The 12,403-nt window shown below is 63.7% G+C and carries 13 protein-coding genes; 9 read left to right on the top strand and 4 right to left on the bottom strand.

The features are described from left to right. Positions 1-112: 112 nt before the first annotated feature. The 3 genes from M729_RS0133845 to M729_RS0133835 are packed head-to-tail and all read right to left on the bottom strand — an operon-like array spanning position 113 to position 3,203. Positions 113-1,690, bottom strand: coding sequence for a 5-guanidino-2-oxopentanoate decarboxylase (locus M729_RS0133845; RefSeq protein WP_027164215.1), 1,578 nt, complete (start codon positions 1,688-1,690; stop codon positions 113-115). Next, entirely contained in the window at positions 1,687-2,334 is a 648-nt protein-coding gene (locus M729_RS0133840) for a TetR family transcriptional regulator C-terminal domain-containing protein (protein ID WP_032809890.1), read from the bottom strand. The genes M729_RS0133845 and M729_RS0133840 overlap by 4 nt, the downstream gene beginning before the upstream one ends. After that, the gene (locus M729_RS0133835) at positions 2,331-3,203 is read right to left on the bottom strand and encodes a dimethylarginine dimethylaminohydrolase family protein (RefSeq protein WP_024501898.1); all 873 of its coding nucleotides are present in this window, start codon (positions 3,201-3,203) and stop codon (positions 2,331-2,333) included. Before M729_RS0133835 ends, M729_RS0133840 begins: the two co-directional genes overlap by 4 nt. Before the next feature lie 213 nt (positions 3,204-3,416). Here M729_RS0133835 and M729_RS0133830 point away from each other — a divergent pair, with 213 nt between their 5' ends. The 8 genes from M729_RS0133830 to M729_RS0133790 all read left to right on the top strand — a co-directional run bounded on the left by M729_RS0133830 (position 3,417) and on the right by M729_RS0133790 (position 10,148). Continuing rightward, positions 3,417-4,232, top strand: coding sequence for an ABC transporter ATP-binding protein (locus tag M729_RS0133830; protein WP_013528188.1), 816 nt, complete (start codon positions 3,417-3,419; stop codon positions 4,230-4,232). Positions 4,233-4,285: 53 nt separating this feature from the next. After that, entirely contained in the window at positions 4,286-5,086 is an 801-nt protein-coding gene (locus tag M729_RS0133825) for a transporter substrate-binding domain-containing protein (protein ID WP_027164214.1), read from the top strand. Between the two features lie 157 nt (positions 5,087-5,243). Then, a complete protein-coding gene (locus M729_RS0133820) occupies positions 5,244-5,957 on the top strand; it encodes an ABC transporter permease (protein WP_197031624.1) in 714 nt (237 codons plus the stop codon). Beyond that, positions 5,957-6,766 (top strand): ABC transporter permease, encoded by an 810-nt coding sequence (locus M729_RS0133815; protein WP_027164213.1) that lies wholly within the window; start codon positions 5,957-5,959, stop codon positions 6,764-6,766. The genes M729_RS0133820 and M729_RS0133815 overlap by 1 nt, the downstream gene beginning before the upstream one ends. 137 nt (positions 6,767-6,903) lie before the next feature. Next, a complete protein-coding gene (locus M729_RS0133810; protein WP_024501902.1) occupies positions 6,904-7,905 on the top strand; it encodes an Ldh family oxidoreductase in 1,002 nt (333 codons plus the stop codon). A 241-nt stretch (positions 7,906-8,146) separates the two neighbouring features. Continuing rightward, positions 8,147-8,428: a hypothetical protein gene (locus M729_RS0133800; protein ID WP_013528193.1), complete on the top strand. Its 282-nt coding sequence runs from the start codon at positions 8,147-8,149 to the stop codon at positions 8,426-8,428. A 196-nt stretch (positions 8,429-8,624) separates the two neighbouring features. Next, positions 8,625-9,077, top strand: coding sequence for a DoxX family protein (locus M729_RS0133795; RefSeq protein ID WP_027164211.1), 453 nt, complete (start codon positions 8,625-8,627; stop codon positions 9,075-9,077). A gap of 93 nt (positions 9,078-9,170) precedes the next feature. Next, positions 9,171-10,148: a complex I NDUFA9 subunit family protein gene (locus tag M729_RS0133790; protein WP_013528195.1), complete on the top strand. Its 978-nt coding sequence runs from the start codon at positions 9,171-9,173 to the stop codon at positions 10,146-10,148. 29 nt (positions 10,149-10,177) lie between these two features. Here the strand turns inward: M729_RS0133790 and M729_RS0133785 are convergent, their stop codons facing one another. Continuing rightward, positions 10,178-11,545, bottom strand: a complete 1,368-nt coding sequence (locus M729_RS0133785) for a cytochrome P450 (RefSeq protein WP_027164210.1) — start codon at positions 11,543-11,545, stop codon at positions 10,178-10,180. Between the two features lie 177 nt (positions 11,546-11,722). On the opposite strand from M729_RS0133785, the gene M729_RS0133780 reads away from it, so the two are divergent. Continuing rightward, entirely contained in the window at positions 11,723-12,292 is a 570-nt protein-coding gene (locus tag M729_RS0133780; protein ID WP_024501906.1) for an NADPH-dependent FMN reductase, read from the top strand. Positions 12,293-12,403 lie beyond the last annotated feature (111 nt).

The following is a 12,403-nucleotide window of genomic DNA, read 5'->3' as shown; positions in this document are numbered from 1 at the left end:
GCGTCGCGCCTTTTGCGCCATCACTCAATTGACATCTCGACATGGCAGTTGTCGCGTCTTTGCATGCGTCCGACACTTCAGCCGTGGCCCGCCAAGACGGGAAACCCGCGCTTCAGTCAACTGTGATTTCGATGACGCGCGGCAGTCCGGTGGCCCGGGCGCGCTTCAGCGCGTCCGCGAGAGCGTCGATATCGGCAAGCCGTTCGGCGCCGATGCCATAAGCCTCGGCCAGCTTGCAGAAATCCGGCGGCGCCGGCGATACGCCAACCGGCTCGACGCCGACATCGAGCATCGAGGTTTCGATCTCGCGGTAGCCTCTGTTGTTCCAGACGACGAAGATGACCGGTACCCGCGCGTCGAGCGCGGCGCCCAGTTCCGGCAGCGTGAACTGAAAGCCGCCGTCACCCGTGAGGCAGACGACCGGCGCATCGGGTATCGCAAGGGCCGCGCCAATTGCGGCCGGCGGGCCGTAGCCAAGCGCGCCGAAGCCGGTGGCGGCATTGAACCAGCCGCCTGGCCGATCATGGTCGTAATAGAGGTTGGCCGCATAGATCGGCTGCGTCGAATCGCCGACGATGAGCGCGCCCGGCAAAGCGTCGCGGATCATCTCGACGGCGCGCACCTGCCCCTGCAGTGTCGGATTGAGCTCGGCAAAGGCTGCTTTGCGTGTAGTAGCGGCGCGCGACGAACCGCCCTCGCTTGCCCCGACATGGCGGGTTTCCAGAAGCAGTGCTTCGAGCGCCTCGGCGCAATCGGCCTGGATCGAAACCGTCGCCGGGCGGCGGGCAAGCTGGTCCGCGCCGATATCGATACGGATCAGGTTGGCGGGCACGACGAAGCCGCCATCGCTGTAGCCGTCATAGTCGGTCGGGCCGAATTCGGTGCCGGCGGCAATGACCAGGTCGGCGTCGGCCATCAGCGCCCGTACTGTCTTCAGGCTGGGACTGGCCGGCACGCAAAGCGGATGACCATGCAGCAGGCCGCGCGCATTGGTGGTCTGGACGACCGGCGCCCCCAGCCGTTCGGCCAGACGCCGCAGTGGCGCTTCGGCGCGTTTGGCGCCGCCGCCGACCAGGATCAGCGGGCGGCGCGCGGCACTGATGAGTTTGGCCGCGTTGGCAATTGCGACACCTTCCGGCACGGGCGGCGTCACATTGCTCAGCATGGCAGCGATGCCATCCGCCGGCTTGACCATGACGTCGGTCGGGATCTCGATATGCACCGGGCCGGGCCGGGCCGATGAAAACAGGGCGAAGGCCTGCGCCAGCGCGCCGGGCAATTCGCCAGCCTCGGTAACGCGCTGCGAAAACAGCGCCACCTTCTCCATCATGCCGCGCTGATCCGGCAATTCGTGCAGATGGCCCAGCCCCTTGCCCAGCGTCGGCGTGGCGTTGACGCCTGAGATCACCAGCATCGGCACCGAATCGGCACGTGCCTGCCCCATGGCGGTGATGGTGTTGGTCAGCCCCGGTCCGGTGATGACGAAGGCGACGCCCGGCCTGCCGCTGGCGCGCGCATAGCCATCGGCCATGAAGCCGGCGCCCTGTTCGTGACGCGGCGTGACGTGGCGGATCTTGGAGCGCGCTAGCCCGCGGTAGAGTTCTACCGTGTGGACGCCGGGAATCCCGAAGACCGTGTCGACGCCATGGGCTTCGAGCAGCGAAATGAGCGCTTCGCCGAGTGTCGTCATTGGTTTTCCTCCCCTTCCGGCGCGAGGCCTAGTTCGGCCTCGACGGCCTTGATGCCGATCGCCGCCAATTCGCCGGGCGAGAACATCTCGCCGGCCAGGCAGCCTTCGATCCAGAGTCCGTCGATGATCGCATTAATCGCGATGGCATGGTGGCGCAATTGGCTTGCGTCCGATTTGCGCCGTTCGGCGGCGAGCACCTCGGCCACAACCGCTTCCACCTCATTGCGAAAACCAAGGTAGCCTTCGCGGTGGGCGTGGGCCAGGGTCGGATCCGCTCTGGCGCGGCCGATGAAGGTTGCCCAGAGCGAAAACACCCGCGCGTCGATAATCGGCGCATTGAGGTTGGCGGTGACGAAAGCCGCTAGGCGCTGGCGAGGCGAGGCATTCTCCATGACCAAAGCCGCTTTCGCCTGCTCGGTCATGCGGCCCATCAGCGCTGCATAGGCTTCCTGCAGCAATTCTTCCTTGCCGGGAAAATAGTGCCGGATCAGCCCGGCGGTGACGCCGGCACGCAATGCGATGGTGCGCAAGGTGGCGCCCTGCAGGCCATGTTCCGCCACACTGTCCAGAGTGGCCTCGATCAGATCCTGCCGCCGCCGCTCCTCGCCCTCGCGACGGAACCTGCGGCGGGATGGCATATTCATTGGCGCAGGATCGGTCGCGTCAGGCATGTCGGCCCGCCCTCGCAGGCGATGCAGAGCGCATCCGCCTCGAAGATTTCGACCGTGCAGCCGGCGGCTTCCATCGCGGCTTTGGTCTTTGGAAAGCCTGCGACGGCAATGATCTTGTGTGGGCTGGTCGGCAGCACGTTCAGGCTAAGGCCGTTGGAAGCCGCGAACTCTTCGGCGTCGCCTTCGACCAGCCGGATGTTACGCGCCTTCAGCATCTGATAGAATGGGGCCGGCAAAAGCGGTGAATGGACCAATGCGAGGTCGTCGGCCAGCGGGCTGATCACCGACATCAGATGCAGGCACGCTTCTTCGCCTTGCCACAGCGGAAGATCAAAGCCGTAGACGGAAACGCCCAGCGGCGTCAGCAGGTTGGAAACCTGCTGGATGCCTTCCTGGTTGGAGCGGACACCGCGCCCGATCACCAGCGTACGGGCATCGAGCCATACGCAATCACCGCCTTCGACCTGGCCAGGAACCTCGACGCGGCCCAGGATTGGAATGCCCAGCCTTCGGTAGGTTTCCTCATGCAGCGAGGGCTCCCTGGCGCGCAACGGCTTGCCCATGGACAGAATCAGCGCGCCGCGATCGGTCATCAGCGACGGGTCGTGCGTGAACACCGAGTCCGAAAGTCCATCCGCCGTGTCCTCGATCCATTCGATTTCGGCACCGGAAGCCGCCACCAGTTCAGCAAGGAGCGCGTGCTGCGATGCCGCTTTCGCCGGATTGAATCCCGGGCCATAGTGCCAGGCAGCCCTGTCGGCATTGCGCATGGCGTTGGCCGCCGACCGCATCAGCACGCGGCGCAGCGGCGCCGCCATGGACTGTGATCCGAAAGCGCTCATCGAAGTCCTTTTTCGCTGAAAAAAATCGAGAAAATTTCATGGAAGGCTATTTATACACTTGCACAACAAGCTCGCAAGTGCCGTAATATGCAGGATTGACGGGCTCTCTCCGTTGGGTCCATGCTGAAGTCTGGAGCGGGGCAGTACAGCGTATATGTTGATTAGCCGGATACACGTTCGACGAACCGCAACCGACCCGATAGAGGTCACCCGGTGAGCGTGGTGGAAGCTGCCGCAGTCCGATCCGGCAAGGCGCAGGACGGCGCCGCCGAAGCCATCCATGTCGAGAACCTGCACAAGAAGTTCGGTGAGCTGCATGTGCTGAAGGGCGTCTCGCTGTCAGCGCGCGACGGCGAGGTCATCGCCATCATCGGTGGCTCGGGCTCCGGCAAGTCGACCCTGCTGCGCTGCATCAACTGCCTGGAAAACCCGACCAGCGGCATCATTCGCGTCAATGGCGAGGAGATCAAACTCAAGGCCGACAGCCACGGCCACACCATTCCGGCCGACCGCAAGCAGATCGAGCGCATCCGCTCCAAGCTCGGCATGGTGTTCCAAAACTTCAACCTGTGGAGCCACATGACGCTGATCGAAAACGTCATCGAGGTTCCGGTGCATGTGCTTGGCGTCAAGCGCGATGTGGCGATCGGCGAGGCCGAGAAGCTGCTCGCCCGTGTCGGTCTGGCTGAAAAGCGCGACGTCTATCCGGCCTATCTGTCGGGCGGCCAGCAGCAGCGCGCCGCGATCGCCCGGGCGTTGGCCATCAATCCGCGCGTCATGCTGTTCGACGAGCCCACCTCCGCGCTCGATCCCGAACTGGTCGGCGAGGTGCTGAAGGTGATCGGCGACCTGGCGCGCGAAGGCCGCACCATGGTGCTGGTCACCCACGAGATGAAGTTCGCCCGCGAGGTCGCGACCCACGTCGTCTACCTCTACAACGGGCTGGTCGAGGAAGAAGGGCCGCCGGAGCAGATCTTCGGCGCACCGAAATCCGAAAGGCTGAAGCAGTTCATCCGCAACATCGGCTAGGCAAGCCGGGACGGAAGAAAACCGGGAACCAACAACAAACTGGGAGTCATGAAATGAAGACCGTTCTGAAGACATTTGCCGCAGCGCTGCTGCTCGGCGTCGCCGCCATGGGCGTGGCCAAGGCCGATCCGGTCAAGATCGGCGTCGCCGCCGAGCCTTATCCGCCCTTCACCTCGCCCGATGCTTCGGGCAAATGGATCGGCTGGGAGATCGACTTCATCGACGCCGTCTGCGCCGAGGAGAAGCTCGATTGCGTCATCACCCCGGTTGCCTGGGACGGCATCATCCCGGCACTGACGACCAAGAAGATCGACCTCATCGTCTCCTCGATGTCGATTACCGCCGAACGCGCGAAGACGATCGACTTTTCGGACAAGTACTATAACACCCCGACCGCGATCATCGGGCCGAAGGACCAGAAATTCGGCTCCGCTCCGGACGACCTCAAGGGCAAAGTGGTCGGCGTGCAAGTGTCGACGGTGCACGCTGTCTACGCCAAGAAGCACTTTGGCAGCACAGCCTCCGAGATCAAGGAATACCAGACTCAGGACGAGGCCAACAACGATCTGGCCGCCGGCCGCCTCGATGCGGTGCAGGCCGATTCCATCGCGCTTGGCGAATTCCTCAAATCCGACCAGGGCAAGGCCTGCTGCGACCTGAAGGGCATGGTCGCTCCCGATGACGAAGTGCTCGGACCGGGCGTCGGCGCCGGCGTGCGCAAGGAAGACACCGAACTGAAGGGCAAAATCAACGCCGGCATCAAGGCGATCCGCGCCAACGGCAAGTATGACGAAATCTCGAAGAAATACTTCGATTTCGACATTTACGGCGGCGGCGGCGCGCAGTCGAACTGACGATCCTCGTATGAGCGGTGGGGTATGGCGTCAGCGCCGTGCCCCACCTGCCCGATCTTTCCCAAGGCATGTTTGCCGCCGACGCAGCCGTCGGCGGTTGGCCAGCACATCGGGGGCGACGCTGATCGACGCACTTCTTTCGGCCTCCGCGGCCGGCATCACCGAGCTTCTCTCGCCCTACCCGCCAGGCTGGGGCGGGACGCTTCTGGTCGGGCTGCTGCATTCGATCGAGATCGCGCTGGGCGCCACGTGCCTCGGCCTTCTGATCGGCACCGGCGGCGCCTATGGCAAGCTTTATGGCGGGCCGGTGGTGCGCGATCTCCTGGCGGTCTACACCACCATCGTGCGCGCAGTGCCCGAGCTGGTGCTGATCCTGCTGCTCTATTATGCCGGAACCGACCTGATCAACCAGGCGCTGACGGCCATGGGCTATCAGCGCGTCGATGTGAGCGGCCTTGCCGCCGGCATCGCCGTGCTCGGCTTCGTCCAGGGCGCCTATTCGACAGAGGTGATACGTGGCGCGATCCTGGCCATTCCGCAGGGCCAGATCGAGGCCGCCCGCGCCTATGGAATGTCTCCGGGCCTGATGTTGCGGCGCATCACCTTGCCGTCAATGCTGCCCTTCGCCATACCGGGCCTCGCCAATCTCTGGCTGATCGCCACCAAGGACACCGCGCTATTGGCGGTCGTCGGCTTCTACGAACTGGCGCTGGCGACGCGGCAGGCGGCGGGTGTCACCAAGGCCTATTTCACCTTCTTTTTCGCGGCGGGCGTGCTCTATCTGCTTTTGTCGCTGTTCTCCAACCTCGTCATCGGCCGGGTCGAGACCTGGTCGCGGCGCGGCATGCCTTCGCTCAAGGAGGCGCGCTGATGGCCAACGAGGCGGCCATCATCAACGTCGTCGCGCGAACGTCGCTGTGGCTGCAGCCGCACCGCATCGTGCTGACCCTGATCGCACTGGGCCTTGTTTTGTCGGCAACCTTTTTCATGCGCTGGGACTGGCTGCCGCAATATTATGAAATGGGCTTGATCGGCATCTGGCGGTCGCTGTGGATTCTGGCCGTCACCTGCGTCCTGGGCTTCTTGCTGGCCGTGCCGCTCGGGCTGGCGCAAGCCGCCGGCTCCTTCTGGTTCGCCGCACCCGCCAAGGTGTTCTGCACGGTGATCCGGGGCACGCCGCTGCTGATCCAGCTCTGGCTGCTCTACTACGGCCTGGGTTCGCTGTTCCCGCAATATCCCTGGATCCGCGAATCCTGGATGTGGCCATATCTCAGGCAAGCCTGGCCCTATGGCGTGCTAGCGTTGACCCTGTCTTTCGCCGGTTATGAGGGCGAGGTGATGCGCGGCGCCTTCGCCGGCGTGCCCAAGGGGCAACTCGAAGCCGCCCGCGCCTTCGGCATGAGCCGCTGGAAGGCGTTCCGGCGGATCTGGCTGCCGCAAGCCATCTACCGGGCGCTGCCGACGCTGACCGGCGAGACCGTGCTGCAATTGAAGTCGACGCCGCTGGTGGCGACGATCAGCGTCATCGACATCTTCGCCGTTTCGTCCAAAGTACGGCAGGACACCTACCTCACCTACGAGCCCTTGCTGCTGCTGGCGCTGATCTACATGACGATAACCGGCATTCTGGTCTTCGCCTTCAGCAGGATAGAGGCCAGGATCCCGAACAAGATTGGTTAGAGGGGAGTAGGGGAGTAGGGGAGTAGGGGAGTAGGGGAGTATCGGGCCACTATCCACATTCACATTTCCATCCCCATTCGCTATTCACTGCCCACTGTCCCGTACTCCCCTACTCCTACTCCCCTAGGACGGCCATGATGCAACTCAGTCTCGACCAGGCAAAAGGACTGTGCCGGATGGCGGCACTTGGCGCCGGCGCCAATGAGGAAGCGGCGCAATCGCTCACTGCTTCGATCATATCAGCCGAGGCCGAAGGGCTTTCCTCGGTCGGTCTGTCGCATTTCATCGACTATCTCGAGGCGCTGGAAGCCGGACGCATCGACGGCAATGCCGACCCGGTGATCACCCGGCCGGCGCTGGCAGTCTATCTCTCCGATGCACGCGGCGGGCTGGCGCATACCGGCTTCGACCGCACCATCGACGACCTCGCCAAGGCGGCAAAGCTGTTCGGTGTCGCCATCTTCTCGCAGAAGAACGCCTATACATGCGGCGCGCTCGGCTATTTCACCGGAAGGCTGGCAGCACAAGGACTGGTGTCGTTCGCAGCCACCAACGGCCCGGCCGTGCTTGCCGGCTCGGGCTCGGTCAAGCCGGTCTACTGCACCAACCCGATGTCGTTTGCCGCGCCTGCCGCCGACGGGGCGCCGCTGGTCATCGACCAGTCGTCGAGCGCCACCGCTTTCGTCAACATCCGCAAAGCGGCCGAGGACGGCAAGACAATCCCGGAAGGCTGGGCGCTGGACGCCAGCGGCAACCCGACCACCGATCCCGCCGCCGCCATGAAGGGCGCAATGCTCGCCTTCGGCGGTCAGCGCGGCGCCAACATCGCGCTGATGGTCGAGGTGCTGGCGGCGGGCCTGTCGGGCGCCAACTGGTCGCTCGACGCGCCATGGTTCAGCGGCGGGCCGGACAGCCCCGGCACGGGACTGTTCGTGCTTGCTATCGAACCCAAGCTGCTCGATCCAGATTTCGAGCAACGAATGAAGGACCAGCTTGACCGGCTGCGGCGGCGCTTCGGCGTGCATGTGCCCGGTCGTGCCCGCGCAGAGGCCGCCGAGAAGGCGCAAGCGCGCGGCATTACCGCATCGAAGGCCGTGGTGCAGCGCATTTCCGAATTCGCTGCACGCTATTCTTCCTGAATATCTATTAAATATCAATTAGTTATCTGGAATTCGCCCGCCGCAGGCGCGGCGCAGTGCGATTTTCTTTGCGCGCCGCTGAACCTTTTCGCGCCTTGCTGCGACCCAGCTTTGTCCAGGGCAAGGCGAGCTTGCCCGATCCACACCGAGGGAAGCAGCAAACCGAAATCGAAAGCCTGCATCACGCGAAGGCCGGTCCTTCGCGCCTCGGAAAACTCAACCCAAATCAAAGGAAATTGCCATGACCAACACCAAGATCACCATGCTGACCGCCGTCCTTCTGCTCGGCTCGTTCATGGGCGCCACACAGGCAGCCACCCTGAAGGCCGCACCGGTCAAGCCGTCCAGCCCGGGTGTCATCGCTGCCCCGAGCGGCGGGGCCACCGAAGACCACTACTGCAAGAACGGCCATGCAAAATTCGCCAATTGCAGCGCTGATTTCGTCGCCGCCTGCAAGAAGGTTGGTGGCACCATGTCGGATGTTCAGGGCTGGGGTGGGCGTACTTGCTTCACGCCCTCCTGATACCGTCTCAGGTCAGGCCGCGCCGTCGGCCCCTGGCTTCGCATGGATGTCACCCGGAAAACCCCGCTTCAGCGGGGTTTTCTGCGTTTTGATCGCACGATGGTAAAACATTCTCGTTTTGGTCAACTTTTGTTTATTTGACTTCGACCAACCTGATCGGCCGTTTGCGCCGATTGAGCAAAACAGAGGAGCTACAATGTCGGCAAGCACGGACAATCCCCGCAACGCCCTTGTCATCCCGGTCCTTGGCAGGTTTTACGCGGCCCTGCACGATGGTGCCGAAACCGTTCTTCGCGTCGTCGCCGGCGGGTTTCTCGCGATCCACGGTTCGCAGAAGATCACCAATCCTTTCGGCGCTGCCGAGATGGTCGAGGGTCTCGGCTTCTATCCGGGCGCGTTGTGGTCGTTGCTTCTGGCCTGCACTGAATTCTTCGGCGGCATCTTCATCGCCATCGGGTTTTTGACGCGGCCGGCCGCCTTTGCCGGCCTGTTCGTGCTGCTGGTCACGGTCTGGTTCCACTGGGTCACCATGGGCCAAGGCTATTCGGGTGCGGAAAAGTCGCTGCTGTGGGCAGCGATCCTGCTCTTCTTCGTCATTCGCGGCGGCAACCGCCATTCGGTCGACGCCCGTATCGGCAAAGCGTTCTGACAGGCTGATAGCGACGACGCGTCGCCCTTTGCCTTTGGCACGAAACGGATTATGAAACGGCTTCAGCCAAGCCTGCGAGCGCCGGAGCCAGCCATGACCGAAATCCTGCAGACCCCAAAGCTCGTCGTCGTCTTTGGCGGGTCAGGCTTTGTCGGCCGCCATGTCGTGCGCGCGTTGGCCAAGCGCGGCTATCGCATCCGGGTCGCCTGCCGGCGGCCCGATCTTGCCGGCCATTTGCAGCCGCTCGGCAATGTCGGCCAGATCCAGCCGGTCCAGGCCAATGTGCGCGTGCGCTGGTCGGTAGACCGCGCCGTGCAAGGCGCCGACCATGTCGTCAATCTGGTCGCCATCCTGCATGAGAGCGGCCGGCAGAAATTCTCCGCCGTGCACGAGTTCGGCGCCCGCGCAGTGGCCGAGGCCGCGCGCTCGGTCGGCGCCGGCCTGACCCACATTTCTGCGCTTGGCGCCGATCTGGACTCCGAATCAGACTACGCGCGCACCAAGGCGCTTGGCGAAAAGGCTGTGCTGGAGACGATCAAGGACGCCGTGATCTTCCGGCCGTCGATCAATTTCGGACCCGAGGACGGCTTCTTCAACCGCTTCGCCAACATGGCGCGCTATTCGCCGGTGCTGCCGCTGATCGGCGGCGGCCAGACCAAGTTTCAGCCGGTCTATGTCGGCGACGTGGCCGAAGCGGTGGCGCGCTCGGTCGACGGCAAGGTGGATGGCGGCCAGATCTATGAACTCGGCGGACCGAAGGTGCTCACCTTCAAGCAGTGTATGGAAGAGCTGCTCGACGTGATCGAGCGCAAGCGGCTGCTGGTGCCGGTTCCGTGGTGGGTGGCCAACATCCAGGCCTCGATCCTCGGTCTCCTGCCCAACCCGCTGCTGACCAAGGACCAGGTGATGCAGCTGCGCGAGCACAACATCGTTTCGGACGCCGCCAACCAGACCAACAGGACGCTTGCGGGGCTAGGCATCCAGTCGCAGTCGATCGCGACGATCCTGCCCAGCTATCTCTGGCGCTACCGCGCCGCCGGCCAGTTCCAGCAACGCAAGCCCGCGGCCTAATCCGGCGCAACTGCCTGAAGGTGTCATGCCTAACGCGGCGTGACCTGCATCGGTAGACCGCCTTGCGGCTGCGTGGTCAGTTTCTGTACCGGCCAAGGTTTCGTTTCGGCGGTGGTGTCGAAGCGGAAGCGCGACAGCATGATCGCCAGCGCGATGATCGCCTCCTGCATGGCGAAGCTGGCGCCGATGCAGACGCGTGGGCCGGCGCCAAACGGCAGATACTGGAAGCGGTCGATCTTTTCGCGATTTCCCGGGTGGAAGCGCTCCGGCAGGAAGGCATCCGGCCGGTCCCACAGTTTCCTGTGGCGATGCACGACCCAAGGCATCACCAGCACCGCGGCGTGCTTGGGGATATGAAGATCCTTCCACATTTCCGGTTCGATCGGCTCGCGGTTGATCGACGGCGCCGGCGGATAGAGCCTGAGCGCTTCGTCGAAAGCCGCGCGCGTGAACGGCATGGCATCGAGCCATTTCGTCGGATCGGGCTCGCGCGCCAGCACCTGGTCGATCTCCTGCTCGACCCGGTTGCGCTCCCACGGTGATTCAGCCAGGCAATAGAGCGTCCAGCCGAGCGCACGCGCCGTCGTCTCATGGCCGGCGCCGATGAAGGTGATGATATTGTCCTCGACCTCGGCCCGCGTCAGTCCGTCGGGTCCCTCGGCCTTGAGCAGCAGTGTCAGGAAATCCTGCGGCACGGCATCGGGATCGCGCTTGAATTTCGCTTCGCGCATCTTGACCGTGTCGGTGACGATCTTGCGGAAATAGGCCATGGTCTTGCGGCCACGGATGCGGGTCAGCCTCGGCAGCCAGTCGGGCGCACGCAACAGGTCGAGCGGATCGACGCGACCCATGGTCTCGAACAGGCGGTCGATCTCGTTGGCGAAACTGCCGGGCTCGCCTGATATCTCGCCGGAAAACAGCGTCTCGGCCAGAATGTCATAAGTGAGCAGCGTCATGTCCTGGGCGATGTCAGACGTGCCGCCGTCTTCGTAACGGGTGACGAAGTCCTGCGTGCGCCTCAGCATCGGCTGGGCGAAGCCGAAGATGTGGCGCGGCGTGAACACCGGCGCCATCGCCTTGCGCGACCGCTTCCAGACCTCGCCCTCGGCGGTGAGCAAGCCGTCGCGCAGGATCGGCCGCAGGATCTTCTGGCGCACCGTCGCCATCTTGTAGTTCCTGGCGTTGTCGACCAGCACATGCCGGATCAGGGCGGGATCATTGGCGACGATCAGATGTCCGCCAACGCCGTTCGCCGAGATCCACGGCTCGTTGTAGGTATGCTCACCCCACAATTCGAGCGGGTTGCGGTAGACGATGCGGATCATCTCCAACGTCGAGGGCGGCGTCGTGCGCGGCTTCGGCGCCGGGGGAATGAAGGGGGCGGGCTGGATGTCCATGCTGTGCTCCGCTGATGACCCAATGTAGTGGGCCGCAAAGCACGCGTCCATGTGACCGAACGGCAAGGCCCTACTCTCCGGAATGTGACCGGTTACCGCGAGGTGCCTTCTTGTTGCCCCGAGCGGCATGCCCTAGGTGGCAGTCACCAATGGATACCGCCACCGCAGGAGCCCAGCTTGAAGCACCAGTTGAACATCATCATCGGCAGCACGCGGCCAGGCCGCGCCGGACCGATTTTTGCCGAGTGGCTGGAGAGGTTCGCGCGCGAGCACGGGAAATTCGAGCCTGTACTGACCGACATCGATGCGTTCAAGCTTCCGGTGCTGGACGAACCGCACCATCCAAGGCTTGGCAACTACCAGAACGATCATACCAAAGCCTGGTCCAAGGCGATCGATGCCGCCGATGCCTTCGTCTTCGTGGCGCCGGAATACAATTATTTCGTGGCGCCGGCGATCGTCAACGCGATCGACTATCTCTCGCGCGAATGGAAGTACAAGGCAGCCGCCATTTTCAGCTATGGCGGCGTCTCCGGCGGCCTGCGCGCGGCGCAAGCGCTGAAGCCGCTGCTGACCTCGGTAGGTGTCATGCCGATCCCGGAAGGCGTCGCGCTGCCGATGTACCAGAAACTGCTCGACGAAAATGGCGCTTTCAACGCCAGCGAACAGGTGCAGGGCGGAGCCAAAACCATGCTCGACGAGCTGCTGCGCTGGAGCGAGGCTTTGAAGCCGATGCGGGCAGGCTGAAAACGCTGGTCTTCCGCAAAAAACCCCGGTTTGCTGCCATAGAGAGGTGGTCGTGCACAGGAACGAGCTGGGGGGCAGTTCGATTTGCGCTTGCTGTTTGCCTTGCTGCCT

Origin of the sequence: Mesorhizobium sp. WSM1293 (genome assembly GCF_000513875.1) — a bacterium.
Classification (GTDB): domain Bacteria; phylum Pseudomonadota; class Alphaproteobacteria; order Rhizobiales; family Rhizobiaceae; genus Mesorhizobium; species Mesorhizobium ciceri.
This window is presented reverse-complemented; position numbering and strand designations above follow the sequence as displayed.